Here is a 25,718-nt window from a genome sequence, read left to right as displayed (position 1 = left end):
CTCACGGCTGCCGGGCGCTCGAAGTCCGCGCCACGCTTGACTCGCGGGACAAGAGCAGCGCCAAGGCAATCATTCCGATCCCGAGCACGAGGTGGAGCCAGTTGTCCGCGTTGTTGAGAGGGACAAAGTTGGCCGGGGAATCGTGACCGATAACAAGCCCGTAGATCCAGAGGACCAGGTAGATAATCCCGCCATAGAGCAAGAACGCCCTGGACTGAGTGCGGCTGCCGAGCAGTCCGGCTATGCCGAAGAGCAGATGCACTATGTTGTGGAGTATTGAGACCTGGAAGACCCCGAGCAACAGGGCCTCGGAGGTCGGGCCGGCCACACCCAGCGAGTCGTAGTTGGTGGTGATCCCGGGAACGAATCCGAGAACCCCCACCAGCAGGAAGACAGCCCCCACCGCCATGGCTGCCTTCTGCAGCGCCGTCCTGGCGCTGGCCGTTCGGCCTGTGCTTACCATTTCAGTTACTCCCCTTAGGTCCTGATTCTTGAATATCCAGCTCCTGCTGCTTCCGGCATTGCCCCCGGAGGCCTTTCCCGCCGATGCGGCGACATTCAGCCCGCTGTGAGGCTTCCCGCGCCGGATCTGGTGCTGCCTCCTGGGATGTGCTGGCTGGTGTGAATTTGTACGGCTCCGGGTGAGGCAACTTTGGACCGCTGCGCCCCTTCCCAAATGGGGTCACATTACGACGGTAAGCCTGCTGATTATCCGTGTCCAGAGGCCGGTGGCATCTCTTTCCCCTGCGCCCCACGCACTTCTAGCCGGACAGCCCCAACGTCCGAAAGGGGCACCCTACGGCGAAGCAGAAAGCCCTCTGGACAGTCGCGCCGGAACTTCCTAAGTTTGAATCAGTCCTCTGCGGAGGGGCCTTTGCCGCCGGGTGCACGGCAGCAAAGCGAGCCGCTGTAGCAGCACGGTGGCACACTGATGCACCTTCCGAAAGAGCCGTGATGACCAAGTCGCACTTTGAACGATTTCTCGTCGAAGCCACCGTTCCTGACGAAACCGAGCAATTGCTGGGCCCGGATTGCCTGTATGGCCTTTACACAAGCTGGTGCCTGCTCCACAACATCACTCCCGTGCAGGACATCGATTTCCGGGCATCCATGGAACGCTGGGGCGTCGAATGGTGCAGCAACCGGCGGCGCATCATCGGCCCGGCGGCCGCAGACTACCTGCTGGAGAGCTATCCCCCGGCGTCCTGACAAGTTGCCTGCCGGAGGTTCCTGGTTGCGGTCACTGAGACACCGTCCGGATCTGGGTGGCTGTGGGACTAACCCCGCCGCTGAGACATCAGGTGCAAAACCTGCCGGGCGGCGCCGGAAGCCAGCAGGGCGGCCAGCGGGCCCGCCGCCCCTGCGGCGTGGACCCGCCGCCCTGCGGCGTGGACCCGCCTCCGCGGCACTTCCCGTGCCGTCACCAGCCGTCTCCCGGATCAACTCCCAGCCGTGGCGTCAGAGGAGCTGCCCGGCTCAATATCGCGCCTTACCTTCGCTTACTATTTGCCTGCCCGCGACGTAAAAGGGTCCCATCCCGGGTATCTGGAGTGCCGCCCCCGGGTTATTCAGGCCCGCGATCAGCAGCGCCTCGGCCAGGACTGCCTTCTGGAAGTCCTCAAGGTCAATGGACTCGTTACGCGCGCGAGTCAGGGTCCGGTCGGGGAAGCCCGGCACTGAACCGGCTGGAGTCAGGGGCTTATGGAAACCGCCAGTATTCCCTAGGCTGGCGGGATCAGCGGAGACCGAGAGCCGCGGGCGGCGGCCCCGGGGCGCCTCAGGGGACAGGAGTGCTCGAAGATGACTTCACTTTGGCGGGATGACAGGCGGACAATCAGCAGTGACCACTTTGTTCCGGATGCCGTGTACGACACGGTCGTGGTGGGAGCCGGGATCACGGGGCTCGCGACGGCGGCACTGCTGGCGCGGTCCGGCAGGGAGGTCGCCGTGGTGGAGGCCAGGTCGGTGGGTGCGGGGACCACCGGGAACACCACCGCGAAGCTGAGCCTGCTGCAGGGAACGGTGCTTTCTGCACTGCGCCGGCAGTATTCCCAGGAGGTGGTCAACGCCTACGTCGAGGCCAACCGGGAAGGGCAGGCCTGGCTGCTGCGGCACCTCGAGACCAACGGTGTGCATTTCCAGCGCCGGGATGCCTACACCTTCGCCATGACGGGAAAAGGCGAGGAAAGCATTCGTGCCGAACTTGCCGTGGGCCGGGCCGCCGGACTGGACCTGGCGGAAAGCCCGGATGCAGGGCTGCCGTTTGGCACCCGCGCTGCCGTCCGCCTGGCCGACCAGGCACAGTTCAATCCAATGGATGTGCTCGAAAGCCTGGCAGCGGATTTCCGTTCCCACGGCGGCGTCCTCGTCGAGGGCGTGCGGGTTCACGATGTCACCGGAGGCCGGCGCCTCTCAGTCCGGACGGTTGCCGGTAGTGTCCAGGCCGAACGTGTGGTGCTTGCCACCGGAATCCCGATCCTGGACCGGGGCCTGTACTTCGCCAAGCTGAAACCCTCCCAGTCCTACGCCGCCGCGTTCCGGGTACCCGCGTCGACTCCCGTCCCGTCGGGCATGTACCTGTCCGCCGAGTCTCCCGGACGTTCTTTGCGGACCTACCCGACCGACTCCGGGGAGGTGCTCATTTCCGGCGGCAACGGGCACCCGGTGGGAAGGGAACCGTCCCCGCGGGCCCGGCTGAATGAGCTGCTGGACTGGACGCGGCACCATTTTCCCGGCGCGGAGGTGACCCACACCTGGTCCGGTGAGGACTACCGGGCCACCAACCTGATGCCGTTCTTCGGGAAAATGCCACGCGGCGGCGGAAGGATCTTTTTCGCCACCGGCTACAACAAATGGGGCATGAGCAACGCAATCGCGGCCTCGCTGGCGATCAGCGCCGAGATCCTGGGCGGACAGGTCCCGTGGGCCGAGACCATCCACCGGAGGATCACCTCGCCGCGGGGCGCCGCCGCAGCCGTCGCCCTGAACGCCGACGTGGCCAAGACGATGACCGGGGGATGGGCCAAGGCCGAGCTCGCCCGGCCGGATTCCGCCGCTGTCCCCGCCGAAGGCAGCGGCAGCGTCGTCCGGGACGGCCACAAACCCGTCGCGGTGTCCACGGTCGGCGGTAAAACGTGCCGCGTCTCGGCCGTCTGTACCCACCTGGGCGGCATCCTCCGCTGGAACGACGCCGAATTGTCCTGGGACTGCCCGCTGCACGGCTCGCGTTTCACCGCCTCGGGTGAGGTCCTCCAGGGACCGGCCACGGAGCGGCTCGCGGACACCGACAGTCCGCGGTAAAGCTGGATTGACCCTACTACTAGGCGCAGTCGATGCAGTAGGAGTGGCCGCCCTCTTCCCGGGCGAGTTGCGCCTTGTGGCGGACCAGGAAACAGGAAGAGCAGGTGAACTCGTCCGGGGCCTGCGGAACGACTTCAACCACCAGTTCCTCCAGGACAAGCTCACCTCCGGGGGTCACACCCTCCTGAAGGTCATCGGCCCCGTCCAGCTCACGGACTACGCTGCGGGCATCCGGTGCATTCGCGGACTGCAACGCCTCAAGGGAGCGTTCCTGGGATTCCTTGACGTCGGAACGGACTTCGTCGTAATCGGTTGCCATGGGGAAGATCCTCACGTTCGGCAGATTTAGTTCCTGACATGCCTTCAACGCCAGCGACCGGGTGGATGTTCCCGGCGCCGGAGACGGCGCCGGCCTCAGAGCCGCCGGGCCCCCGCGGCGGGCCGTACGGCAAAGATGTCCGGCGCCCGGAATCCGTGCCCGGCAAAGGCCTGCTGCACGGCCTCTTCCACGCGGCCGATGTCGGGCCCGGGAACCAGCGCAATCGCGGAGCCGCCAAAGCCGCCGCCGGTCATCCGGGCCCCGATCGCTCCGGCGGCGCGGGCGGTCTCCACCGCGAGGTCGAGTTCCGGGCAGGAGATCTCGAAATCGTCGCGCATGGAGCGGTGGCTGGCATCCAACAGCGCGCCGATCGCGGCGGCGCCCCGGCTTTCCAGCAGCCCGGCGGTCCGCGCCACCCGCTCATTTTCATGGATGATGTGGCGGACCCTCCGGAAGGTTTCCCCGTCGAGAATACTTTCGGCCCGGGGAAGATCGGCGGCGCCGAGGTCCCGCAGGGCGGCCACGCCCATCAGGTCCGCGCCCCGGGCGCAGGAGGCCCGGCGCGCCGCGTAGCCGCCGCTGGCGTGGGCGTGGGAGACCTTGGTGTCGATCACCAGGCACACCAATCCTGCCTCCTGGAGCCCCAGCGGGACGAGGGCGAAACTGCCGTCGCGGCAGTCCAGGTACACCGCGCAGTCCTCGGCGCCCAGCATGGAGGCGTACTGGTCCATGATCCCGGTGGGGGCGCCGACGACGTTATTCTCCGCGCGGCGGCCGATATCCGCCAGCTCGGTGGCGGCCAGATCCGCCCCGGCCAGGTCGGCGAGGGCGGATGCGACGGCGCATTCCAGCGCCGCCGAGGAGGACAGTCCCGCGCCGACCGGGACGTCGGAGGAAACGAACAGTTCGAACCCCGGCACGGATACCCCGGCGCGTTCGAGCTCCCAGGCAACGCCGGCGGGATAGGCGGACCAGTCCCCCGCGGGCCCCGGGTTGAACGTGCCGGGATCGAAGGTGTCGAGGTCGAACTCGACCGGCGCCGCCGCGCCGAACGCGGATGCCAGCAGCACCCGGCGGTCGCTGCGGGCGGCGACGGCGACCGTCGTCGTGCGGTCGATGGCGAACGGCAGGACCAGGCCCTCGTTGTAGTCGGTGTGCTCGCCGATCAGGTTGACGCGCCCGGGGGCCTGCCACAGCCCGTCCGGGGCATGCCCGAAGTGTGCGGTGAAGGCGTCGGCAACCGCTGCTGCGCCGGCGGGGCCGGCCGTGTCCGTCGGTGTCATGGCGTTCCTGTCCTGCCTGCCGCGGTGGCGCGCAGCGCGGCGGCGACCTGTTCCGGTGTGGTGTCGTTGATGAAGGCGCCCATCGCGGCCTCGGAGCCGGCCAGGAATTTGAGCTTGTCCGCGGCCCGCCGCGGCGAGGTGATCTGCAGCTGGAGGTAGCCGGAGCGGCGCAGGGCCGGGTCCAGTGGGGCCTGGTGCCAGGCGCTGATGTACGGCGTCGGGGTGCCGTACAAACCGTCGAGGCGGCCCAGGAGATCCGGGTACAGCACGGCGAGTTCGTCGCGTTCGGCGCCGTTCAGCGCCGCGAGGTCGGGCACCTGGCGGTGCGGGACGAGGTGGATTTCGAGCGGCCAGCGCGCCGCGAACGGGACGTAGGCGCTGAAGTGCTCGCCTTCAACCAGCATGCGCGACCCGTCCGCCCGCTCCGCGGCCAGGATGTGTCCGGTGAGGGTTCGTCCCGTGTCCGCGAAGAAGGCCTCGGCGGCCCTGGCCATCACCGCGGCCCGCGGTGTGATGTAGGGGTAGGCGTAGATCTGCCCGTGCGGGTGGTGCAGCGTCACGCCGATGTCCTGGCCGCGGTTCTCGAAGCAGAACACCTGCTGGACCCCGGGCAGCGCGCTGAGGGCCGCGGTGCGGTGCGCCCAGGCGTCAATCACGGTGCGGACCCGCCGGGTGCCCAGCTCGGCGAACGCACCGGTGTGGTCGGGCGTGAACGCCACCACTTCGCAGCGGCCGCCGGCTGTCCCGCGGGTGCCCCAGCCGGGCGCGGCCGGCGCGGCGGCGAGGCCCGGCCCCAGCGAGGGGAAGCGGTTTTCGAAGACGACGACGTCGTAGTCCGGCGCCGGGATCTCCGAGGGCCGGCCCGGCGTGCTCGGGCAGAGCGGGCACTCGTCCGCCGGCGGCAGGTGCGTCCGGTGCTGGCGGTGGGCCGCCACGGCCACCCACTCGCCGGTCAGCGCGTCGAAGCGGACCTCCCCCGAGGGGCCCCGCGCGGGCAGCTCGCGGGTGTCTTCCCCGCGGTGCGGGCGCGGGGTGGTGCCGTCGTCGAAGTAGAGCAGTTCCCGCCCGTCCGCGAGGCGCGTGCTGCTGACCGCCGTCGGCGATGCGGCGGCAGCGGCGCGGCTGGTGCTGCTGGTCATGGTGTGGTCCTTTGGAAAGTTTGAAATCGGGGAGGCGGGGCGCGTCATCCGGCCGGGCGGCGTCTGCAGCTAGACGGCGAAGATGCTCCACGAGGCCCGGTGCGACTCCCCCGGCTCGAGCCGCACCAGGTCGTCCCCGCTGTTGAAGGCATCCGGCGGGCAGCTCATCGGTTCGACGGCGAGCCCGGCCCTGCTGCCGGGCCTGGGCGGTTCGGTGTCGCCGGTGTACAGCTGCAGCCAGGGCAGGTTCCGGTCCCAGGACATGCCGACGCCGCTGCCGCCGAGATCCCGGACGAGAAGCCGGGCGCAGTCGCCGTCGTCGAAGCCCAGCCCGGTGAAGGCGTTGTCGATCATCGTCGCGCCGATGGGGCGCGGGGTATTGAAGTCGTAGGCGTGCCCGCGCACCGGCTGCCGCCCGGCGGGCAGGCGGCGTTCCGGGTCGGCCGCCAGGAAGGTGTCGGCCTGGAATTCCAGGGTCCATTCATCCAGCGGTGCGGGGCCGGCCAGCAGGTAGGGATGCGGGCAGATGCCGTACGGCGCGGCCCGGTCCCCGGCGTTGGTTGCCGTCACCTCGGCGTGCAGGCCGTCTCCGTCTACCCGGTAGCTGGCGGTGAGCCGGACCGTGAAGGGGTAGCCCGGGGCCGGGCCGAGGGTGCAGGAGAGCACCAGCGAGGACTCCCCGCGGGCTTCGGCTGTCCAGTCCTGGCCGAGGCCCAGGCCGTGCAGGGCGCAGCTTCGCCCGGGCTCGTTGACCGGCAGCCGGTGGCTTTCGCCGTCGAAACTGTAGCGGCCGTCGGCGATCCGGTTCGGCCAGGGGGCTGCGATGATGCCGCGGAAGTCCGGGATCGGTCCGCCGGCCGGGAACGGAAGCACCAGGTCGCGGTCCCCGTGCCGCAACTGGCGCAGGGCGCCGGCCCGCGCGGTGAAGACGGCGCTGTAGCCGCCGGCCTGGATCCGGTGGTCGGTCCAGGTCACAGGCCGCCGGCCAGCCGGTAGTACGCCGCGTTCCAGTTCAGTTCCTTCTTGAACTGCTTAATCGTGGTGCCCTCGTCGATCGCGAGCAGTTCGGTGCGGGCGATCTCGGCAAAATCCTCGAACACGTCCATGCCGACGGCCGTGGTCAGTACGGTGTGGTGTGCCGCGCCGGCGGTCAGCCACGCCGTGGCGGAGGTGGCGAAGTCCGGCTTGGGCGACCAGAGGGCACGCGCCACAGGCAGCTTGGGCAGCGGCTCGTCCAGGTCCACGACGTCGACGGCGTTTGCGACCAGGCGGAAGCGGTCGCGCATGTCCGAGAGCGCCACCACGACGCCGGGGCCGGCGTCGGTGTCGAAGACCATCCGGACGGGGTCGTCCTTGCCGCCGATGCCGAGCGGGTGGATTTCGACGCGCGGCTTCGAGGCGGTCAGCGAGGGGCAGACCTCCAGCATGTGGGCGCCCAGGATCTTCTCCTGGCCGGGCGTGAGGTGGTAGGTGTAGTCCTCCATCAGGGAGGCGCCGCCGGGCAGTCCGGCGCCCATGACCTTGGCGGCGCGGACCAGGAGCGCGGTCTTCCAGTCTCCTTCGGCGCCGAAGCCGTAGCCGTCCGCCATCAGCCGCTGGACGGCCATGCCGGGGAGCTGGCGCAGCGCGCCGAGGTCCTCGAAGGACGTGGTGAACGCCGCGGACCCGTTGGTTTCCAGGAAGTGCCGCAGCCCCAGTTCAATCCGGGCGCTGTAGCGCAGCGATTCGTGCCGCGCTCCCCCGGTTTTCAGCTCGGCGGCCACCTCGTAGAGCCGCTCGTACTCGGCCACCAGTGCGTCGACGTCGGACTCCGCGGCGCCGTGCACGGCGTCGGCGAGCTCGTTGACGGACCAGGTGTTGACTGAGACGCCGAAGCGCAGTTCGGCCTCGGTCTTGTCGCCCTCGGTGACGGCGACGTTGCGCATGTTGTCCCCGAAGCGGGTCAGTTTAAGCGTCCGCACCGCCGCCCAGCCAGCCGAGGCGCGCTGCCACACCCCCACCTGGCGGGTGACCTCGGGGTTGGACACGTGGCCCACCACCGTTTTGCGCGGAATGCCTAGCCGGGACTGGATGTAACCGAACTCGCGGTCGCCGTGCGCGGCCTGGTTCAGGTTCATGAAGTCGAAGTCGATGTCCGCCCAGGGAAGCTCCACGTTGGCCTGGGTGTGCAGGTGGAGCAGCGGCTTGCGCAGCAGGTCCAGGCCCTGGATCCACATCTTCGCCGGCGAGAAGGTGTGCATCCAGGCGGTAACACCGATTACCGCGTCGTCGGAGTTCGCTTCGAGGGCGGTCCGCCGGATCGCATCCGAGTCGGTCAGCACCGGTTTCCAGACCACCCGGACCGGGACGTCGGAGGAGCCGTTGAGCTGGCGGGCGATTTCCTGCGACTGCTCCGCCACCTGCTTGAGGACGGCCTCGCCATAGAGGTGCTGGCTACCGGTGAGGAACCAGACCTCATAGGACTCAAGGGAGGTGTTGTGGGCGTGGGTCATGGGTTTCTCCTGGAAATTCTTGGGCTGGTCCCGGCCCTAGCGGCCGTAGACGTTCTGGTAGCGGGCGTGCAGGGCCTCGATCTGGGCCTGGTCGATCGGCAGCGGTTCACCGAGCTGGCGCGAAATGTGAACGGTGCGGGCCACCTCTTCACACATCACGGCGGCCTTGACAGCCGCGCGGGCATCCTTGCCGATGGTGAAGGGTCCGTGGTTCTGCATCAGCACCGCCGGCGAGGGCGAGCCGGACAGGGTCTCGACGATCCCGCGGCCGATCGCGTCGTCGCCGATCAGGGCGAACGGCCCCACCGGGATGCTGCCGCCGAATTCGTCCCCCATCATGGTCAGCACGCAGGGGATCGCTTCGCCCCGGGCCGCCCACGCGGTGGCGTAGGTGGAGTGAGTGTGGACCACACCGCCCACCTCCGGCATATGCCGGTAGACGTATGCATGTGCGGCGGTGTCCGACGACGGCGTGAGTTCCGGGTTCTGCCACGCCGCCGGGGAGCCGTCCCCGGCGGAGGTCACGGGGGTGCCGTACAGGTCCGTGACCACCATGAGCTCAGGGGTCAGCTCATCGTAAGAGACGCCGGAGGGCTTGACCACCATGAGGTCATGGCCGGGGACCCGGGCGGAGACGTTCCCGGCAGTCCAGACCACTAGTTCGTACCGGGTCAATTCGGCGTGCAGGGAGCAAACCTCCCGGCGGAGCCGGGCGATGGTTTCCGGCAGGCCCTCCGCTCCGGCGCTCACGCCGGGACTCCGGCGGACAGCAGCGGTGCGGCGGCCCGGCGCTGGATCGCCTTGAGCCGGTGCATGACCTCGTTGGCTCCCCTGCCGAAGTAGTCGTGCAGGGTCCGGTATTCGCGGAAGAGTTCTTCGTAGGCGGCCACGTTTTCCGGGATCGGCGTGTAGACCGCCCCCGGTTCGGCGCCCATGGCTTCGGCGGCGGACCGGACATCGGGGTAGCGGCCCGCGGCGACCGCCGCGTGGATCGCCGCGCCCAGGGCCGGGCCCTGGGTGGATCCGATCGTGGAGAGCGGGAGGCCGGTGACGTCGGCGTAGATCTGCATCAGCAGCTGGTTCTTGATCAGGCCGCCGGCCACGATGAATTCGCGGACCGGTACCCCGGCGTCCCGGAAGGCGTCCACGATCGTGCGGGTGCCGAACGCCGTCGCCTCCAGCAGGGCCCGGTAGGTGTCTTCGGGGCGGGTGGCAAGCGTCTGGCCGACGATGACGCCGGACAGCTCGTGGTCCACCAGCACCGATCGGTTGCCCGAGTGCCAGTCCAGGGCGATCAGGCCGTGCGCGCCGATCGCCTGGCGCGAGGCGAGTTCGGTGAGGTATTCGTGGATGCCGAGACCCCTGCGGGCCGCGGCGTCGTGGTATTCGGGCGGGACCCCGTTGCTGGTGAACCAGCCGAAGATGTCGCCCACGCCGCTCTGGCCGGCCTCGTAGCCCCAGAGCCCGTCCACGATTCCGCCGTCGACCGCGCCGCACATGCCCGGTACCTCGCTCAGGTCAGCCCCGTTCATGACGTGGCAGGTGGAGGTGCCCATGATCGCGACCAGTTGTCCGGGTTCGACGGCGCGGGCGGCCGGGGCGGTGACGTGGGCATCCACGTTGCCGACGGCGACGGCGATTCCCTCGGGCAGGCCGGTCCAGGCGGCGGCCTCCGCTGTGAGGGAGCCGGCGGCGTCGCCGAGCCGGCCGATCGTGTGCTCAAGTTTGCTGCTAACGAAGTCCCGGAAGTCCGGGTTCAGGGCGGCGAGGTAGTCCTCGGAAGGGTATTTGCCGTCCTGGTAGATGCCCTTGTAGCCGGCCGTGCAGGCGTTCCGGACGTAGTTTCCGCACAGCTGCCAGACAATCCAGTCGGCCGCCTCCACCCAGCGTTCCATGGCGGCGTAGACCTCGGGTGCTTCCTCCAGGAGCTGGAGGCCCTTGGCGAATTCCCATTCCGAGGAGATCAGCCCGCCGTAGCGCGGCAGCCATTCCTCGCCGCGCTCCCGGCCCAGGGCGTTGATCCGGTCTGCCTGCGGCTGCGCAGCGTGGTGCCGCCAGAGTTTGACGTAGGCGTGCGGGCTGTTGGCGAATTCCGGCAGTTCGTTCAGCGGTGTTCCGTCGGCCTTGACCGGCACCATGGTGCAGGCGGTGAAGTCGGTGGCGATCCCGACGACGGCGGCGGGATCGATCCCGGCGTCGGCAACGGCAGCGGGGACCGCGTGCCGCAGGACGTCGCGGTAGTCGTTGGGAACCTGCAGTGCCCAGTCCCCGGGGAGCCGGGCGGCGTCGGCGCCGGCCGTGTCGGCGGGGAGGGCTTCGGTCAGGACGGCGTGCGGGTAGTCGAAGACGGCGCTGCCCAGTTCCTTGCCGTCGCGCACCCGCACCACCACCGCCCGGCCGGAGAGGGTGCCGTAGTCCACCCCGATGACAAAGTTTTCGGTGCCGTCTGCTGTGACGTCCATGAAATCCTCCAATAACGTGCCCGCCAAACCACGGGCTGGGTTAATTGTGAGCGCTAACACTTTGGCTGTCAAGGAGTCTGCCGACAGACGGGTACCAGCGGACGGCGGGGTTCCGGAAGCCGGGAGGGGCGGGCTAGGCGATGCTGCCGGTGCTCGCGCGGATGACCAGCTCGGGGGCCACCACGGTGTTGGCACTGGGCGCACCGTGTTCGATCTGGGCCAGGATCAGGTCCACGCAGCGGCGGCCCAGCTCGCGGAAATCCTGCCGGACGGTGGTCAGCGGCGGGGTGAAGTACGCGGCCTCGGGCTGGTCGTCGAAGCCGACCACCGAGACGTCCTGGGGTACCCGGACGCCTGCCTCCGTCAGGGCGCGGAGCAGGCCCAGCGCCATCTGGTCATTGCCCACCAGGAAGGCCGTGGCGTTCCGGTCCGCGGCGAGCGTGCGGCCAAGCCGGTAACCGCTGCCGGCACTCCAGTCGCCTTCCAGCTCGAGGTCCGCCTCGAGTCCCATCTCCGCCAGCTGCTCGCGCCAGCCCTGGGCGCGGGCGTGGGCGTCCATCCAGTCCCGCGGCCCGGAAATGTGCCCGATCCGGCGGTGTCCCTCGCTGATCAGGTGCGCCACGGCCATCCGGGCGCCGAGCTTCTGGTCCACCATGGCACCGCTGAAGCGGCCGGGGCTGCCGGCCCCCACGACGACGACCGGCACCTGCAGGTTCAGGCTCTCGAGGGTCTGCACGGTGCCGCCGTGCGGGACGATCACGATGATCCCGTCCGCGCCCTGGTCGGTGAAATGCCGGACGGCATCGGCCACGGAGTCCGCCGTCGAGTCCTTGAGGGCGGCGATGCTGACGAAGTACCCGGCCTCGCGGGCCGCCTGCTGGACGCCGACCAGGGTGTTGGCCGGTCCGTACTGCGCGAGCTCGACGCCGAGGACCCCGATGGTCTGGGAGCGGCGGGTGACCAGGCTGCGGGCGGCGGTGTTGCGCCGGTAGCCGAGCTCGGCGATGGCTGCCTCGACCCGGTCCCGGGTGGCCTTGCTGACGTTGGGGTGGTTGTTCACCACCCGCGACACCGTTTGGTGGGACACGCCGGCCAGGGTGGCCACGTCCTCAAGACGCGGCGGACGTCGTTCACTAGCGTTCCCCGGCTGAGGCATTTTCCACTCCCTGTGCAATGTGTTGTCAACATCCTACGGCCGGGCCCTAAGGCCCCCGGGCCGTGCCCATTCTGTGACTTGACTCACAAGCCAGGCCGGTGCTACGTTCATCAAACAGACTTGTTAGCGCTAACACAAGCGGGCGTAATCTAGGCTCGTCGGGACATGGCTAACCGGACCTCATCCATACTGGACCGTCGGAAGCGCTGGCGCTGCGACGGTCCCGTACCAGTTCGCGGACTGTGCTGTCCGCGGAAGGAGATTATCGTGAGAATCAAGAAACTCCTGGGCGCGTTCGCCGTCGTCCTGGCCATCACCGCAGGGGCCACCGGCTGCGGCAGCCGCGGCGGCTCCGCGGCCCCGTCCTCCGGTGCGGCCTCGGATGCCGCAGGAGCCCTGGTCGGCATCTCGATGCCCACCCAGACCTCCGAGCGGTGGATCGCAGACGGCAAGAACGTCTCCGAATCCGTCACCAAGCTGGGCTACAAGGCGGATCTGCAGTTCGCCAACGATGACATCCCCACGCAGGTCTCGCAGATCGAGAACATGCTTACCAAGGGTGCCAAGGCCCTGATCATTGCCGCGATCGACGGCACCACGCTGACCGATGTCCTCGCCAAGGCGAAGGAGCAGAACGTCAAGGTCATCGCCTACGACCGGCTCATCAACGGTTCCCCCAACGTGGACTACTACACCACCTTCGACAACTACACGGTGGGCGTCCAGCAGGCCACCTCGCTGCTGACCGGCCTGGGTCTTGTCGACGCAAGCGGCAAGAAGGTCGACGGCAAGGGTCCGTTCAACGTGGAGCTCTTCGCCGGCAGCCCGGACGACAACAACGCCAACTTCTTCTGGAGCGGCGCCATGGACACGCTCAAGCCGTACCTCGACGCCGGCACCCTGAAGGTTCCGAGCGGCCAGACCAAGTTCGAACAGGCCGCCATCCTCCGCTGGCAGGCTCCCGTGGCGCAGAAGCGGATGGAAGACATCCTCACCGCGGCCTACAGCTCCGGCAAGAAGCTCTACGGCGTGCTCTCCCCCTATGACGGCCTGTCCATCGGCATTATCTCGGCACTGACCAGCACCGGCGGCTACGCCAAGGGCAGCCTGCCGATCGTCACCGGGCAGGACGCTGAGAAGGGCTCCGTGAAGTCCATCATCGCCGGCGAGCAGTACTCCACGATCTTCAAGGACACCCGCCAGCTCGGCGCCCAGGCCGTGAAGATGGTTGACGCCGTGCTCAAGGGCCAGGAACCGGAGACCAACGACACCAAGACCTACAACAACAAGGTCAAGGTGGTCCCGGCCTACCTGCTCAAGTCCGTGATCATCACCAAGGACAACTACAAGAAGGAACTCATCGACTCCGGCTACTACACCGACGCCGACGTCAAATAGCCTGCCCGCGCGGGGTGCGGCCGGACCGCCGGCCGCACCCCGCGCGAAGCAGCCTCCTTTAACCGCACAGCGGCCCAGTTTCGACCAGTCAGTGGGAATTGACGATGAAAACACCCATTCTTCAAATGCGAGGAATCACCAAGACCTTCCCGGGCGTGAAGGCCCTGCAGGACGTCACCTTGGAGGTGAACCGCGGCGAGGTCCACGCCATCTGCGGGGAAAACGGCGCCGGCAAGTCCACCCTGATGAAGGTGCTCTCCGGCGTCTACCCGCACAGCTCCTTCGACGGTGAGATCCTCTTCGAAAACGAACCGTGCAGCTTCTCCGACATCTCGGACAGCGAGAAGCGCGGCATCGTCATCATCCACCAGGAACTGGCCCTCAGCCCGTACCTGTCCATCGCCGAGAACATCTACCTCGGCAACGAACAGGCCCGGAACGGCTGGGTGGACTGGCGCAAGACCAACCTGGAGGCCGCCAAGCTGCTGGCCCGGGTCGGCCTGAGCGAGAACCCGGTAACGCCGGTCCAGCACATCAGCGTCGGCAAACAGCAGCTGGTCGAAATCGCCAAGGCGCTCTCCAAGAAGGTCAAGCTCCTCATCCTCGATGAGCCGACGGCGGCCCTCAACGACGAGGATTCCGGCCACCTGCTGGACCTCATCCTGCATCTGCGGGGCCAGGGCGTCACGAGCATCATCATCAGCCACAAACTCAACGAGATCCGCAAGGTCGCGGACGCCGTCACGATCATCCGGGACGGCAAGACCATCGAAACCCTGCGCCTCGACGAGGGCGGCGTCACCCAGGAACGCATCATCCGCGGGATGGTGGGACGGGACCTGGAGAGCCTCTACCCGGAGCGCGAGCCGGTGATCGGCGAGGAAGTCCTCCGGATCGAGGACTGGTCCGTCCGGCACCCGCAGGATCAAAGCCGCATGGTGGTCAACAACGCCAGCCTCAGCGTCCGCAAGGGCGAGGTGGTGGGGCTCGCCGGGCTCATGGGGGCCGGCCGGACGGAGCTGGCGATGAGCGTCTTCGGGCGCACGTACGGCACGGCGACGTCCGGGAAGGTGTTCAAGTACGGCCAGGAGATCAACACCTCCACCGTTGCCGACGCGATCAAGCACGGCCTCGCCTACGCCACCGAGGACCGCAAGCTCTACGGCCTGAACCTCATCGAGGACATCAAGCGCAACGTCTCCATGGCGGCGCTGCGCAAGCTCGCCAAAGGCGGCTGGGTGGACAAGAACAAGGAAACCCTGGTGGCCAACGGCTACCGGAAGAGCATGAACATCAAGGCGCCGTCGGTGGCGGCCATCACCGGGAAACTCTCCGGCGGCAACCAGCAAAAGGTTGTGCTGAGCAAGTGGATGTTCTCCGACCCGGACGTGCTCATCCTCGATGAGCCCACGCGCGGCATCGACGTGGGCGCCAAGTTCGAGATCTACACGATCATCGCCAAGCTGGCCGCGGAGGGTAAGGCGGTCATCGTCATCTCCTCGGAGCTGCCGGAGCTGCTGGGCATCTGCGACAGGATCTACACCCTGTCCGCGGGGCACGTCACCGGCGAGGTGCCCATCGCCGAGGCATCCCAGGAAACCCTCATGCACTACATGACCCAAGAGAAGGAATAGCGAACATGTCCGCCCTACGAGAATCCCTCGGCTTCCTTACCAGCCGCCTCCGCCAGGTTGGCATCTTCGTCGCCCTGATCCTGATCGTCCTGCTGTTCCAGGTCCTCACCGACGGCATCCTGCTGGAGCCCCAGAACGTCACCAACCTGGTCGTCCAGAATAGCTACATCCTGATCCTCGCGATCGGCATGGTGATGGTCATCATTGCCGGCCACATCGACCTGTCCGTCGGGTCCGTCGCCGGTTTCATTGGTGCCGTCGCCGGCGTCATGATCGTGCACTGGGGCTGGCCCTGGTGGGCGGCCATCCCGGCCTGCCTCCTGGTCGGCGCCCTGGTCGGCGCGTGGCAGGGCTACTGGATCGCCTATGTCGGGATCCCGGCATTCATCGTCACCCTCGCCGGCATGCTCATCTTCCGCGGCCTGACCCTGATCACGCTCAAGAACCAGCAGATCACCCCGTTCCCCGCCGAACTGCGTGCCCTCGGCGGCGGGTTCCTGCCGGACATTTCCGGCGGGACTTCGGTGCTGGAGTGGCTCACCGTGATCCTGGGCGTCGGAGCCACACTGGCCCTGCTGATCCAGTCCATCAAGGAACGCCGGGTCCGCGCCAAGTTTGAACTCGAGAACGAGCCCATGACCTGGTTCGCGATCAAGACCGCGTTCATCACCCTGCTTATGCTGGTCATCACCTTCCTGCTGGCCAGCTACCGCGGCACCCCGATTGTGCTGATCGTGCTCGCGGTCCTCGTGATCGTCTACAGCGCCCTGATGAACAACAGCGTCTTCGGCCGCCATACCTACGCCATCGGCGGGAACCTGCACGCCGCCGAGCTGTCCGGCATCAAGACGAAAGCCGTCACCTTCCGGCTCTTCGTGAACATGGGTGTGCTCGCTGCCCTGGCCGGCCTCGTCTTCACCGCCCGCCTCAACTCCGCGCAGCCCGCCGGCGGCACCGGGTTCGAACTGGACTCCATCGCCGCGGCGTTTATCGGCGGCGCCGCGGTGACCGGCGGCATCGGTACCGTGGCAGGTGCGATGATCGGCGGCCTGATCATGGGCGTCCTCAACAACGGCATGTCCATCCTGGGCCTTGGCACCGACTACCAGCAGCTCATCAAGGGCCTAGTGCTGCTGCTCGCCGTCGGCTTCGACATCTTCAACAAAAACCGCGGCGGCGGGGGCAGCCTGCTGGGGAAACGCTTCAAGCGCAACACCACCCCGCCGGCCACCGGGACCGCCGCACCCGCGGCCGAACGCCCCGCCGGCGCCGCCCAGGACTCCGGCCGGACCGCAACCGTCCCGACTCCCTGATCCAGCGGCGTGCGGACCCTTCCTCTGCTGGGAGGGTCACGCTACGCAGCTTCGGTCCCGGATGCGCAAAATTCCTGTCGACGCCCGTATTCGGGTGTCGGCAGGAATTTTTCGCGTCGCGGGACAAACCCGCCGTCGCCAAGTCAGGCAGCGCCGGCTTGCTAGGCTGAAACTATGAAACGTCCCCTCGCCGCTGCGTCCCTTGCCGTCCTCGCGATTGTCCTGAGCGCCTGCGGCCAGGTGCAGCAGGCCGCCGAGAAGGCCGTCAACGACGGCGCCTCCCAGGTCGCCACCGCGGCCGGCAGCGAGATCAAGAAGCAGGCCTGTTCCCTGGTCGAGGACGGCCTGGTCAGCGTCCAGGACAAGAAGGCGCTTGGCGCCTTGGTATCGGGTGCCCAGGGCGCCGGGGTGCCCGCGGAGATCACCACTCCGCTGAAGCAGATTGCGGATTCGGGTGACCAGGTGCCGGCCGATTCGGTCAAGGCCCTCCGGGACGCCTGCGCCAAGTAGTTGTCAGTTGTTGGCGTTCGAGCACTCAAAACGCCAACAAGTGCAAGCCGGTCGGGTCAGCCGGTCAGCGCTTTCCCTTTTTTCGGGATCCCTTGCCCCGGCCCTTGTCCGGGTTGGGCGCGTACCGTTGCGCCACCTTCGGTTTCTTGACCGCGGGCCCGCGCCGGTCCGGCTTCGGCTCGCGCTTGGGCTTCTCCAGCTGCGCCGAGGGCTGCCGGGAGCTGGCAGCGGTGCGGCCGCGGACAATGCCGATGAACTTCTCGATGACTTCGTCCGTGGTGTCGCTCGGCCAGGCCAGGGCGATCTCGGTGGTGGGTGCGCCGGTGAGTTTCCGGGCCACCGTGTCCTTGACGTTGAAGTGCCGGGCCACGGACATCGGCAGGATCGCCAGTCCGGCCCCGGCGGCAACCACCTGCAGCGCCGCCTCTGGCCCGCCCAGGGCCGCGACGTCAAGGAAGGTTTCGGCGGCCAGGTCCGCCAGCGCCACCTCTTCGAACACGGAGATCTCGTGCCCCTTGGGCGCCACCACCACGGGCTGTTCCTCGTAGAGCGGGATGACGCTGAGGCCCTCGCGCGCCACCGGCAGCCGGACGAAGCTCAGGTCCGCGGAACCGTCGCGCAGCACCGCGAGCTGGGCGCCGTCGTCGGACATGAAGGAATGCAGCGGAACGTCGGGCATCCGCTCTTCCCAGCGGCGGATCCATTTGCCGGGGGTCACGCCGGCGACGTACGCGAACTTCAACTCCCGCGCAGCGGGTACCGGTTCGTCGTGGGGCTGGGCTGTTTCTTCTTCTGCGGACACACGTTCACAGTACCGTCACTGCCGCCGGGCGGCCCCGCCCCGGTGGCCGATTGGTGCTGCTATGGTGCTGATTTGGTGCTGATTTGGTGCCTTGCGGCTTGGCCGCCGGATACCCTTGAAGCATGACCTCTGCAAACTCCCAGTCCATGAAGCCGGCCACCGTTGCCAAGAAGCTTGGCATCTACCTGCCCGCAACGCCCCAGGAGTTCCAGGATTCAGTTATCACCCGCGCTGATTTCGCCGAGCTCCAGGCCAACCCGCCGGAGTGGCTGGCCGAACTGCGCCGCACCGGCCCGCACCCGCGCCCCGTGGTCGCGCAGAAACTCAACGTCTCCATCAGCGGCCTCGCCCGCGGCGGCGTCGAGGAAGCGCTGACGACGGCGGAGATCACCGCGCTGCTGCAGGCTCCCCCGGCCTGGCTGGTCGCCGAGCGCGCCACCCACGCCGCCGTCCGCGCCGAAGCCCAGCGCGTTAAGGACGAGGCTGCGAAGAAGGACGCCAAGAAGGCCCGCGCCCAGGCCGAGTAACAGCGGCCGTTTCGACGGTTCCGCGCCCACTCGATGCTGCGGACCGTCTGGCCGGCAGGGAACCGTCGAAACGGCGGGGACAGCGGCGCAGAAGCTGGGCCCGCAAGCCCGGCTTAGTCCTGGTGCAGCTGGACGTAGTTTCCGCAGCCGTCGTCGAGCACCACGCTTGTGCCGCCGGGGCCTTCCGAGGGTTCGGCCTGAAAGATCACGCCCTTGGCGGACAGCCGCTCGTACTCGGCGCGGACGTCCGGCACGCCAAACACGATCGCCGGCAGCCCGGCGTCGTGGCAGGCATTCATATAGGCCGCACCGATCGGGTTGTCGCTGGGTTCCAGCAGCAGACCTGCCGACGAGCCGCCGCCCGGGTCCTTCACGATGTAGAGATTGTGCTCCGGCATCGCCATGAGGGTCTCGAAGCCCAGGGTTCCGGTGTAGAACTCGTGGGCTGCCGCCGGGTCCTTGACGTGGATACTGCACATTTTCAGTCGCATGGGCCCTAGGCTACGCCGGGACCGCGCCGGGTGGGAACCGGGGGAAGCGCGGCCATTGACGGCCCGCCCCGGATGGATTCCAATGGAATCAGCGGAACACCGCCCGCCCGGGACGGTTCCGCAGGAGGTGTGCCATGCCGTCGCTAGCAGATCCCGCACTGGTCGGGCCCTGGCAAATCCTGCCCCTGGCGCTCCTCGTCGCGGCAGCCGTTGCCGGGACCGTCTATCTGGCCTGGAAGCACCGGAACTCCGACGGCGGACTGCCGGACGCCGTGTTCTGGGACGGTTTTGCAGGGCTCGCCGTCGTCGGCCCCGCAGTGGTGCTTCCGGCGCTGGTCTCCCCGTGGGCCGGGCTGTTGCTTGTCGCCGTGGCCGCCGCCACGGCGGTCGCAAGTTTCCGCTGGGCGCCGAGGGTATTCCGCTGGCAGGAAACCCGGCGCGCCGCGCGGGACGCTGCAGCAGCCGACACCGCCGCGGCCGACCGGCACCGCGCTGCCCTCACACGGTGGCAACGTTATGAACTGGATCCTGCATTCTGCATCGATTTTCCGGCCATGAGTGATCCGGCCCGGCCGGAAACCGCCACGATGCTGAAGGCCATGAAGGACGCCGAGCGACTGCGCCACGGAAACGGCCCGGACAGCCAGGCACCCGGAGGCTACAGCACCGCCGTCGACCGGCTGGAACGCGCCCTGGCGGAGGCGGAACGCGCCGCCGGCGCGCTGCAGGTTTCCACCGAAGGGGCACGATGACTGACATCACGATTATCGGCAGCGGCAACATGGCCCGGGCGATCGGCCTCCGGGCCGTCGCGGCGGGACGGTCCGTCCAGGTCCTCGACCGGAGCCCGGACAACGCCGCCAAACTCGCGGCGGAGCTGGGTCCGACGACGACGTCCGGCGGCCTTGGCGATGTGCCCGAGGGCGACATTGTGGTCCTGGCCCTCTACTTCGAACCGGCCAAGGAGGTCGCCACGCACTACGGCGACACGCTCAGCGGCAAGACGGTGATCGAGATCAGCAATCCGGTCAACATGGAAACCGGCGATTCGCTGGTGGTCGAGCCGGGGACCTCGGCCGCCGAAGAGGTGGCCCGGCTGCTGCCCGGCGCCCGGGTGGTGAAGGCGTTCAACACGACGTTCGCGGGCACCTTGGCGGAAGGCTCAGCGGCCGGAATGGCGCTGGATGTCTTCATCGCCTCAGACTCGGAGGCCGCCCGGAACGAGGTGGCCGCTTTTGCCGCGGCGGCAGGCCTCCGGCCCCTCCAGGTCGGGGCGCTGCGTCACGCCCGCGAGCTGGAGGGGATGCAGCTGCTGGTGGTCGGCCTGCAGCTGAATCCGGCCTACGAGTCCTTTAACTGGGACACTGCGCTCAAGATCATCGGCTGAGACCATTGGGGCGCCGGGCGGCGCCCGGCCGGCCTAGAGTTCGACGGTGCCGCTTTCGCCGACGCTCATCCGGCTGTTGGTGACCTTGGACTTCACCCACTGCAGGACAGTGGCGGCCGTTCCGCCCGGGCTGGTCCAGTATTCGGCCGAATCCGAGTCCACGTGCAGCAGGACCACCCCGGGGGTGTCCGGGCCGTCCGGGAACCACGCCTCGACCGCCTGGTTCCACCGGTCGCGGATCTGCTGGCGGTCCGTGACCACCCGCGCCGTGCCGGCCACCGACACCCACTCGGTGCCCTTGCCGAAGGACACGTTGACCGCTGGGTTGGCCGTGACGTGGGCCACCTGGGAGGTGTCCGACGAGGTGAAGAACCACATGTCGCCGTCCTCCTGGACGTCCTGGACCGCCAGCGGCCGGCTGACGAGCGCGCCGTTCTCATTGATCGTGGTGAACATCCCGATCCGCGAATCGTTAATGATGTCCGTCACCTTGCTGATGTCCTGTGCATCCGACATGCGCCCACCTCTTCCTTGATCTGCGGAGGAAGATCCTCCTCCCGCCAGCCTATTGATAAGCGTACTTACTTTTCAAGCACGCGCTCAGGCTGTCGGACGGAGGACCTTCCCAAAGTCCGGCCGCCGGGCTCAGATGCCGCGGGACAGCACCTGGCCCTTGAAGAACTCGGGACGAAGTTTAGCCATGACCAGCATCAGCACCACCCCGAGCAGGATGACGCCCATGCCCAATATAAAGACCAGGCCCAGGCCGCCGATGGAAGAGCCGGAGCCGTACTCCGGGTCCATCGAGTCGTAGGCGGTCTTGACGAACATCACCAGCAGGATGACGCCGCCCAGCAGCGGCGCGAGGAACTTGAAGAAGAAGGAATGCGCTCCGCTGAACGCCTGGGCACGGAAGAACCAGACGCAGGCCAGGGCGGTGATGCCGTAGTAGAAGCAGATCATCATGCCCAGCGCCGTGATGGTGTCCCACAGCGCGTTTTCGGACAGGGTCCGGGTCACCACGTAGAAGGCGGCCGCGGCCACGGCCGAGGCGATGGTGGCGTAGCTCGGGGACTTGTAGCTGGGGCTGATCTTGCCGAACTTGTGCGGCAGCGCCTTGTAGTGGCCCATCGACAGGAGCGTACGCGCCGGCGAGACGAAGGTGGACTGCAGCGATGCCGCCGAGCTGCTCAGGATGGCCAGCGACATCAGGATCGCGAAGGGCCCCATGACCGGTCCGGCGAGGACGGCGAAGATGCTGCCCTGGTTGTCCGGGTTGCCCGCGCCAAGGCCCTCGGTGCCGATGCCGGCGAAGGCCAGGGTGGCCAGCGCAACGGTCATGTAGATGATCACGATGACCAGGACGGTGACGGTGGCCGCGCGGCCCGGCGTTTTCTCCGGGTTCCTGGTCTCCTCGTTCATGGTCAGCGTGACGTCCCAGCCCCAGTAGATGAAGATGGACAGCGAGACGCCGGCAGCGAAGGCGGAGAAGGATTCAACGGCGAAGGGATTGAACCAGTCCGGTGCGATGGCGGTGGCGTCAAACGCGGTGCCGTTCGCCACGTGGCTGAACGCCGCGACGGCGAACCAGCCCAGCACGAGCAGCTGGAACGCCACCAGGACATACTGCACAGTCTTGGTGGTTTCCATGCCGCGGTAGGAGATCCAGCACGCCAGCGCAATGAAGACCAGCGTCGTGGCAATGTTCAGCGGCAGGTTGGTGGTCAGGTCCGCCAGCTCCGGGTTTCCGAAAATCTGCGCCAGCATGAGGTAGAAGAAGTCCACCGCGACGGCCGCCAGGTTGGACAGCACAATGATGGTCGCCGCGATCAGTCCCCAGCCGCCCATCCAGCCCAGCCAGGGGCCGAAGGCCCGCGAGGCCCAGGTGAAGGAGGTGCCGGCGTCGGGCATGGCGTTGTTCAGCTCGCGGTAGCCGAAGGCCACCAGCAGCATCGGAATGAAGCCCACCAGGAAGATCGCCGGGAGGTGGACGCCCACCTCGGAGACCGTCGGGCCCAGGGCGGCGGTGAGGGTGTAGGCGGGGGCGATGCAGGAGACGCCGATGACGACGGCGCCGATCAGCCCCACCGATCCGGCCTTCAGTCCCTTTTCACTCAGTCCGTGGTCCCGCTGCGGTTGTGCGGCCTTGGCGGTCGCGTGTTCGGTGCTCATGCTTGTGCCTCTCGGGAAATGTCACTCGACGTGGAAGGGGACGGGTGCTTGAGCTCGTAGTCGCTGGGGACCACGATCATCGGCACCGGCAGGGCCCGCAGGATGCGGTTCGCGGTACTGCCCAGGAAGATGGAGCGGTTCCGGGCGAGGCGGCTGGAACCGATCAGCAGGACTTCGCCGTCTTCCCAGTGGAGCCGGTCCACGGCCTCTTCGACGCTGCGGCCCTGGGCCACCACGACGTCGGCCTTCCCGGCCAGCGGTGTGCCTTGCGAATCGGACGGAAGGGCGGCCGCGAGGTGCTTGTTGGCGTAGTCGCGGGCGGCTTCGGCGGCGTCCGCCGAGTCGCCGTCGTCCAGGGTCAGCAGCGACACAACGCGCAACGGCACCAGCCGGTTCGCTGCCATCGAGACGGCGAAATCCAGCAGCTCTTCGGCGCCCGGGCGGTCCCCGAGCCCGCAGCTGACGCGGGTCAGCGCATCCCGTCGGTGGTAGCCGTGCGGAGCCAGCGCCACCGGGACGGTGGCGGCGTGCAGCAGCGCGCTGGCCACGGACCCGACGGTGAACCGCTTGAACAGCCCGCTGCTCGTCGCGCCGATGATCAGCATGTCCGCCTGGAACTCCTCGCAGGCCTCGATCAGGGTCTGCGCGTCGGATGCACCGCTGCGGATGTGGGCCTGCGCCGGCACATCGGCCGGGATCAGGGCAAGTGCTTCATCAAGCCACTCGGCAGCCTGCTGGTGCAGGTAGCTGTCATAGCCCGCGGCGGGCGCGTGGGCCGCATTGAACACTCCGGCGTCCGGAATGGCCACCACCAGGTCCAGGGCCGCTCCGCGGCCGCGGGCCAGGGAGACGGCCAGGTTGACGGCATCACGGCCTCTGGCATTGGCTGAATACCCCACTACGTAACGCATCTGGCCGACCTCTCTGGTTGTTGTGCTGTTGCTGTGTGGACAGGGTCTCTGTAACGGAACATGGGTTTCCGGCCGCTAGCGGGCGGCCGGCGTGCGGTCGGCAGCGGCGACGATCCGGGCCGCCGTCGCCCGCCCCATCCGCAGCGCGCCGTCCACGTGCTGGTAACCCTCGGCTGCGAGGTCGGAGGAGGCCCAGTAGATCGGTCCCACCGGGGCGTGCTGGTCCTTGCCGTAGCGGTGCAGGCCGCCCAGGTCGTAGCTGGCGGCGTAGGCGCCGCGGGTCCATTCCTCGGAGCCCCAGTCGGACTCGTAGTAGACCTCCGGTTCCAGGGCCTTCTCGCCCAGGAACCCGGCAATCGATTCGAGAATGGCGCGGCGGCGCTCCTCAGCGCTGAGCTCGAACATGGCGTCCGCTTTTTCGTCCGAGACGAAGCCCACCAGGGTGCCGCGGGGGTCCTCGTGGTTGGTGTTGTCGTAGACCTCCTGGACCAGCGCATCCGCGCCGAAGCAGGTTCCGGAGAGCCCTTCCTCGCGCCAGAACGGGGTGCTGTAAACGGCGTGCACCTTGATGACCAGGCCCAGGGACTGGTGCTGGTGCATCTGGTGCTGGCGGCGCGGCAGCGGCGGGTTGTAGGAGACCCGGGAGTACAGGTTCGGCGGCACGGCCATGATCACGAAGCGGGCGTTCACCGTGGCGCGGTCCGATACGACGGTCACTCCGGCGGGGTTGCCGGCGGTGTCTTCCGCTGTGTTTTCGGCGGCCCCGGCTTCCCAGTTGATGGTGCGCACCGGGCTGGAGAGCACGACGTCGTCGCCCAGTTCCGCTGCCTGCAGCAGCGAGACCTGCTGCATGCCGCCGACGACCCGCTTGTCCAGGATGAAGTCCTCATCGGTGAGGTGGGTGAAGGAACCGGCCGAGGCGGCCATCAGCACGGCCTGCAAAGCGGAGAACGCGTGCGCGGGCTTGGTCAGCATGCCGCCTGCGATGAACAGGCCGATGTTGTTGCAGGCCTCCTCGTCGGCGGAGTTCGCGCGCAGCCAGTGGTGGAAGGAGATCGTGTCCAGCTCGCGGGCCTTGGGATGCGCCCACGGCTCCGTGGGGCCGATTTCCGCGGCGAGGGAATCCAGCAGCGCGGTGAGCTTGTCCATTTCGGCGGCGGTGGTTTCGCTGACCGGGAAGGAGTCACCCGTGTACAGGGTGCGCTTGCCGTCGGCGCCTATGTAAACCGACCGCCCCTCACGGTAGCGGTCGTAGGTCTTCAGGCCCAGCTCCTCCAGGAGCTCCAGCAGTGCCGTCTGGTCCGGCGAGACCCACTGGCCGCCGATCTCCAGCATGGCCCCGTCGACGGTGTCCGTCCAGGTTCGGCCGCCCACGCGGTCGCGAGCTTCCAGCACGGCGACACTCAGGCCCGCTTTCCGGAGCTCCCTTGCTGCGGTCAGCCCGGCGGGGCCGGCTCCGACGATGACGACGTCGCGGTCAAGTTCCAGCATGATGTCCTCTCCGTGACCGCGTAAGTGATGCGGACCACTAAATGAATGCCATTCATTTAGGATGACTATAGCGGCACGGATAGAAAGAGGGAAGACCCCGGCGCAAAATGGCATCCGGTGGAATAATCCTTGGGACAGCCCAGAAGAAAGGCCCGGAATGCCGGCAGCTACCAGCGCCACCGCGGATCCGCACCGTCCCGACGCCAAACCGCGCCGCCGGGTGGGCCGGCCCGCCTCGGCCGTCCTCGACCTGGACGGCATCACCGCCGCGGCGCTGCAACTGGTCCGCAAGAGTGGCTACGACGGCTTCACCATGGCGGCCCTGGCCCGTTCCTTGAACGTGGCGCCGTCCGCCCTCTATAACCACGTGTCCTCCAAACGGGAGGTGCTGGTCCTGATCCAGGACCACCTGACCTCGTTCGTGGACGTGTCGGCCTTTGAGACCGAGCCCTGGGACCAGGCCGTCCGGGACTGGGCCTGGAGTTACCGCGATGTCTTCTCGCGTCATACCCCGCTGATTCCGGTCATTGCGGTGCTGCCGGTGGCGGATGCGCCGAAGACCCTCGCCATGTACGAGGCCGTCAGTGCGGGATTCCGCCGGGCAGGCTTCCCGCAGGAGCGCATCATTTCCGCGATCGTGGCCCTGGAGTCCTTCATCTTCGGCTCCGCCTATGACGTCACGGCCCCTGCGGACATCTTCGATTCCGGCAGCCTCGCGGCCTCGACGCCGAATTTCTCCGCCGCCGTTGCGAGCCTGGGCGGGCAGGGCTACACAAATCAGGCCGACGCCGCCTTCAGCCTGGGGCTCGAGGCGCTGGTGGCGGGCTTCGGGGCGCTGCGCGAGTAGTAGCGCCCCGCCGCCGGTGGCAAGGCGCCCGCACGGAGTCGCCCGCGCGGCGGACCAAAAAACCCGATAAAAGAAAAAGAACCC

General features: G+C 67.9%; 25 protein-coding genes. 10 read left to right on the top strand and 15 right to left on the bottom strand.

What is annotated here, in order from left to right:
- Window position 1: 1 nt before the first annotated feature.
- Entirely contained in the window at window positions 2–463 is a 462-nt protein-coding gene (locus AC1MBE_RS09905; RefSeq protein ID WP_479777784.1) for a DUF4383 domain-containing protein, read from the bottom strand.
- 491 nt (window positions 464–954) lie between these two features.
- Here AC1MBE_RS09905 and AC1MBE_RS09900 point away from each other — a divergent pair, with 491 nt between their 5' ends.
- The gene (locus tag AC1MBE_RS09900) at window positions 955–1,209 is read left to right on the top strand and encodes a hypothetical protein (RefSeq protein ID WP_479777782.1); all 255 of its coding nucleotides are present in this window, start codon (window positions 955–957) and stop codon (window positions 1,207–1,209) included.
- A gap of 591 nt (window positions 1,210–1,800) precedes the next feature.
- On the top strand, window positions 1,801–3,300 hold the full coding sequence (locus AC1MBE_RS09895) for an FAD-dependent oxidoreductase (RefSeq protein ID WP_479777780.1): 1,500 nt from the start codon (window positions 1,801–1,803) through the stop codon (window positions 3,298–3,300).
- Between the two features lie 19 nt (window positions 3,301–3,319).
- Here AC1MBE_RS09895 and AC1MBE_RS09890 read toward each other — a convergent pair whose 3' ends face one another.
- The 8 genes from AC1MBE_RS09890 to AC1MBE_RS09855 all read right to left on the bottom strand — a co-directional run bounded on the left by AC1MBE_RS09890 (window position 3,320) and on the right by AC1MBE_RS09855 (window position 12,151).
- Window positions 3,320–3,619: a DUF4193 family protein gene (locus AC1MBE_RS09890; RefSeq protein WP_479777778.1), complete on the bottom strand. Its 300-nt coding sequence runs from the start codon at window positions 3,617–3,619 to the stop codon at window positions 3,320–3,322.
- A 95-nt stretch (window positions 3,620–3,714) separates the two neighbouring features.
- Entirely contained in the window at window positions 3,715–4,902 is a 1,188-nt protein-coding gene (galK, locus tag AC1MBE_RS09885; RefSeq protein ID WP_479777776.1) for a galactokinase, read from the bottom strand.
- Complete coding sequence (galT, locus tag AC1MBE_RS09880) at window positions 4,899–6,041, bottom strand: galactose-1-phosphate uridylyltransferase (RefSeq protein WP_479777774.1); 1,143 nt, start codon at window positions 6,039–6,041, stop codon at window positions 4,899–4,901. Before galT ends, galK begins: the two co-directional genes overlap by 4 nt.
- Before the next feature lie 69 nt (window positions 6,042–6,110).
- A complete protein-coding gene (locus AC1MBE_RS09875) occupies window positions 6,111–7,016 on the bottom strand; it encodes an aldose 1-epimerase family protein (RefSeq protein WP_479777772.1) in 906 nt (301 codons plus the stop codon).
- On the bottom strand, window positions 7,013–8,533 hold the full coding sequence (gene araA / locus AC1MBE_RS09870; RefSeq protein ID WP_479777770.1) for an L-arabinose isomerase: 1,521 nt from the start codon (window positions 8,531–8,533) through the stop codon (window positions 7,013–7,015). Before araA ends, AC1MBE_RS09875 begins: the two co-directional genes overlap by 4 nt.
- A gap of 36 nt (window positions 8,534–8,569) precedes the next feature.
- Window positions 8,570–9,283 (bottom strand): L-ribulose-5-phosphate 4-epimerase, encoded by a 714-nt coding sequence (locus AC1MBE_RS09865; protein ID WP_479777768.1) that lies wholly within the window; start codon window positions 9,281–9,283, stop codon window positions 8,570–8,572.
- On the bottom strand, window positions 9,280–10,995 hold the full coding sequence (araB, locus tag AC1MBE_RS09860) for a ribulokinase (protein ID WP_479777766.1): 1,716 nt from the start codon (window positions 10,993–10,995) through the stop codon (window positions 9,280–9,282). Before araB ends, AC1MBE_RS09865 begins: the two co-directional genes overlap by 4 nt.
- 133 nt (window positions 10,996–11,128) lie before the next feature.
- Window positions 11,129–12,151 carry a LacI family DNA-binding transcriptional regulator gene (locus tag AC1MBE_RS09855; RefSeq protein WP_479777764.1) on the bottom strand — a complete coding sequence of 341 codons (1,023 nt, stop codon included), beginning with the start codon at window positions 12,149–12,151 and terminating at the stop codon, window positions 11,129–11,131.
- A gap of 267 nt (window positions 12,152–12,418) precedes the next feature.
- On the opposite strand from AC1MBE_RS09855, the gene chvE reads away from it, so the two are divergent.
- The 4 genes from chvE to AC1MBE_RS09835 all read left to right on the top strand — a co-directional run bounded on the left by chvE (window position 12,419) and on the right by AC1MBE_RS09835 (window position 17,006).
- On the top strand, window positions 12,419–13,549 hold the full coding sequence (gene chvE, locus AC1MBE_RS09850) for a multiple monosaccharide ABC transporter substrate-binding protein (RefSeq protein ID WP_479777762.1): 1,131 nt from the start codon (window positions 12,419–12,421) through the stop codon (window positions 13,547–13,549).
- Between the two features lie 104 nt (window positions 13,550–13,653).
- The gene (gene mmsA, locus AC1MBE_RS09845; RefSeq protein ID WP_479777760.1) at window positions 13,654–15,183 is read left to right on the top strand and encodes a multiple monosaccharide ABC transporter ATP-binding protein; all 1,530 of its coding nucleotides are present in this window, start codon (window positions 13,654–13,656) and stop codon (window positions 15,181–15,183) included.
- 5 nt (window positions 15,184–15,188) lie between these two features.
- The gene (gene mmsB / locus AC1MBE_RS09840) at window positions 15,189–16,496 is read left to right on the top strand and encodes a multiple monosaccharide ABC transporter permease (protein WP_479777758.1); all 1,308 of its coding nucleotides are present in this window, start codon (window positions 15,189–15,191) and stop codon (window positions 16,494–16,496) included.
- 174 nt (window positions 16,497–16,670) lie between these two features.
- On the top strand, window positions 16,671–17,006 hold the full coding sequence (locus AC1MBE_RS09835; protein WP_346958709.1) for a hypothetical protein: 336 nt from the start codon (window positions 16,671–16,673) through the stop codon (window positions 17,004–17,006).
- 64 nt (window positions 17,007–17,070) lie between these two features.
- Here the strand turns inward: AC1MBE_RS09835 and AC1MBE_RS09830 are convergent, their stop codons facing one another.
- Window positions 17,071–17,808, bottom strand: coding sequence for a LysR family substrate-binding domain-containing protein (locus AC1MBE_RS09830; RefSeq protein WP_479777756.1), 738 nt, complete (start codon window positions 17,806–17,808; stop codon window positions 17,071–17,073).
- A 122-nt stretch (window positions 17,809–17,930) separates the two neighbouring features.
- On the opposite strand from AC1MBE_RS09830, the gene AC1MBE_RS09825 reads away from it, so the two are divergent.
- The gene (locus tag AC1MBE_RS09825; RefSeq protein ID WP_479777754.1) at window positions 17,931–18,335 is read left to right on the top strand and encodes a DUF5997 family protein; all 405 of its coding nucleotides are present in this window, start codon (window positions 17,931–17,933) and stop codon (window positions 18,333–18,335) included.
- 113 nt (window positions 18,336–18,448) lie between these two features.
- Here the strand turns inward: AC1MBE_RS09825 and AC1MBE_RS09820 are convergent, their stop codons facing one another.
- Window positions 18,449–18,826 carry a VOC family protein gene (locus tag AC1MBE_RS09820; protein WP_479777752.1) on the bottom strand — a complete coding sequence of 126 codons (378 nt, stop codon included), beginning with the start codon at window positions 18,824–18,826 and terminating at the stop codon, window positions 18,449–18,451.
- Between the two features lie 134 nt (window positions 18,827–18,960).
- Between AC1MBE_RS09820 and AC1MBE_RS09815 the strand changes: the two genes are divergently transcribed.
- Window positions 18,961–19,578, top strand: coding sequence for a hypothetical protein (locus AC1MBE_RS09815; protein ID WP_479777750.1), 618 nt, complete (start codon window positions 18,961–18,963; stop codon window positions 19,576–19,578).
- The gene (locus tag AC1MBE_RS09810) at window positions 19,575–20,213 is read left to right on the top strand and encodes an NADPH-dependent F420 reductase (RefSeq protein WP_479777748.1); all 639 of its coding nucleotides are present in this window, start codon (window positions 19,575–19,577) and stop codon (window positions 20,211–20,213) included. Before AC1MBE_RS09815 ends, AC1MBE_RS09810 begins: the two co-directional genes overlap by 4 nt.
- Window positions 20,214–20,246: 33 nt before the next feature.
- Here the strand turns inward: AC1MBE_RS09810 and AC1MBE_RS09805 are convergent, their stop codons facing one another.
- From AC1MBE_RS09805 to AC1MBE_RS09790, 4 genes are all read right to left on the bottom strand, one after another.
- Window positions 20,247–20,729 carry a pyridoxamine 5'-phosphate oxidase family protein gene (locus tag AC1MBE_RS09805; RefSeq protein WP_479777746.1) on the bottom strand — a complete coding sequence of 161 codons (483 nt, stop codon included), beginning with the start codon at window positions 20,727–20,729 and terminating at the stop codon, window positions 20,247–20,249.
- Between the two features lie 129 nt (window positions 20,730–20,858).
- Window positions 20,859–22,385 carry an APC family permease gene (locus AC1MBE_RS09800; RefSeq protein ID WP_479777744.1) on the bottom strand — a complete coding sequence of 509 codons (1,527 nt, stop codon included), beginning with the start codon at window positions 22,383–22,385 and terminating at the stop codon, window positions 20,859–20,861.
- Window positions 22,382–23,296, bottom strand: coding sequence for a universal stress protein (locus AC1MBE_RS09795; protein WP_479777742.1), 915 nt, complete (start codon window positions 23,294–23,296; stop codon window positions 22,382–22,384). The genes AC1MBE_RS09800 and AC1MBE_RS09795 overlap by 4 nt, the downstream gene beginning before the upstream one ends.
- A gap of 75 nt (window positions 23,297–23,371) precedes the next feature.
- Window positions 23,372–24,787 (bottom strand): flavin monoamine oxidase family protein, encoded by a 1,416-nt coding sequence (locus tag AC1MBE_RS09790; protein ID WP_479777740.1) that lies wholly within the window; start codon window positions 24,785–24,787, stop codon window positions 23,372–23,374.
- Between the two features lie 157 nt (window positions 24,788–24,944).
- Here AC1MBE_RS09790 and AC1MBE_RS09785 point away from each other — a divergent pair, with 157 nt between their 5' ends.
- The gene (locus AC1MBE_RS09785; protein ID WP_479777738.1) at window positions 24,945–25,634 is read left to right on the top strand and encodes a TetR/AcrR family transcriptional regulator; all 690 of its coding nucleotides are present in this window, start codon (window positions 24,945–24,947) and stop codon (window positions 25,632–25,634) included.
- Window positions 25,635–25,718 lie beyond the last annotated feature (84 nt).

Source organism: Arthrobacter sp. BG5 (assembly GCF_056680155.1).
Note: the sequence above shows the minus strand (reverse complement) of the source record. Positions and strands in the feature narration are given on the sequence as shown.

Bases quoted from the DNA above. Each gene is read 5' to 3' on its own strand.
- AC1MBE_RS09905 (WP_479777784.1), bottom strand. From the start codon at position 463: ATGGTAAGCACAGGCCGAACGGCCAGCGCCAGGACGGCGCTGCAGAAG.
- AC1MBE_RS09900 (WP_479777782.1), top strand. From the start codon at position 955: ATGACCAAGTCGCACTTTGAACGATTTCTCGTCGAAGCCACCGTTCCT.
- AC1MBE_RS09895 (WP_479777780.1), top strand. From the start codon at position 1,801: ATGACTTCACTTTGGCGGGATGACAGGCGGACAATCAGCAGTGACCAC.
- AC1MBE_RS09890 (WP_479777778.1), bottom strand. From the start codon at position 3,619: ATGGCAACCGATTACGACGAAGTCCGTTCCGACGTCAAGGAATCCCAG.
- galK (WP_479777776.1), bottom strand. From the start codon at position 4,902: ATGACACCGACGGACACGGCCGGCCCCGCCGGCGCAGCAGCGGTTGCC.
- galT (WP_479777774.1), bottom strand. From the start codon at position 6,041: ATGACCAGCAGCACCAGCCGCGCCGCTGCCGCCGCATCGCCGACGGCG.
- araA (WP_479777770.1), bottom strand. From the start codon at position 8,533: ATGACCCACGCCCACAACACCTCCCTTGAGTCCTATGAGGTCTGGTTC.
- araB (WP_479777766.1), bottom strand. From the start codon at position 10,995: ATGGACGTCACAGCAGACGGCACCGAAAACTTTGTCATCGGGGTGGAC.
- AC1MBE_RS09855 (WP_479777764.1), bottom strand. From the start codon at position 12,151: ATGCCTCAGCCGGGGAACGCTAGTGAACGACGTCCGCCGCGTCTTGAG.
- mmsA (WP_479777760.1), top strand. From the start codon at position 13,654: ATGAAAACACCCATTCTTCAAATGCGAGGAATCACCAAGACCTTCCCG.
- mmsB (WP_479777758.1), top strand. From the start codon at position 15,189: ATGTCCGCCCTACGAGAATCCCTCGGCTTCCTTACCAGCCGCCTCCGC.
- AC1MBE_RS09835 (WP_346958709.1), top strand. From the start codon at position 16,671: ATGAAACGTCCCCTCGCCGCTGCGTCCCTTGCCGTCCTCGCGATTGTC.
- AC1MBE_RS09825 (WP_479777754.1), top strand. From the start codon at position 17,931: ATGACCTCTGCAAACTCCCAGTCCATGAAGCCGGCCACCGTTGCCAAG.
- AC1MBE_RS09820 (WP_479777752.1), bottom strand. From the start codon at position 18,826: ATGCGACTGAAAATGTGCAGTATCCACGTCAAGGACCCGGCGGCAGCC.
- AC1MBE_RS09815 (WP_479777750.1), top strand. From the start codon at position 18,961: ATGCCGTCGCTAGCAGATCCCGCACTGGTCGGGCCCTGGCAAATCCTG.
- AC1MBE_RS09810 (WP_479777748.1), top strand. From the start codon at position 19,575: ATGACTGACATCACGATTATCGGCAGCGGCAACATGGCCCGGGCGATC.
- AC1MBE_RS09805 (WP_479777746.1), bottom strand. From the start codon at position 20,729: ATGTCGGATGCACAGGACATCAGCAAGGTGACGGACATCATTAACGAT.
- AC1MBE_RS09800 (WP_479777744.1), bottom strand. From the start codon at position 22,385: ATGAGCACCGAACACGCGACCGCCAAGGCCGCACAACCGCAGCGGGAC.
- AC1MBE_RS09795 (WP_479777742.1), bottom strand. From the start codon at position 23,296: ATGCGTTACGTAGTGGGGTATTCAGCCAATGCCAGAGGCCGTGATGCC.
- AC1MBE_RS09790 (WP_479777740.1), bottom strand. From the start codon at position 24,787: ATGCTGGAACTTGACCGCGACGTCGTCATCGTCGGAGCCGGCCCCGCC.
- AC1MBE_RS09785 (WP_479777738.1), top strand. From the start codon at position 24,945: ATGCCGGCAGCTACCAGCGCCACCGCGGATCCGCACCGTCCCGACGCC.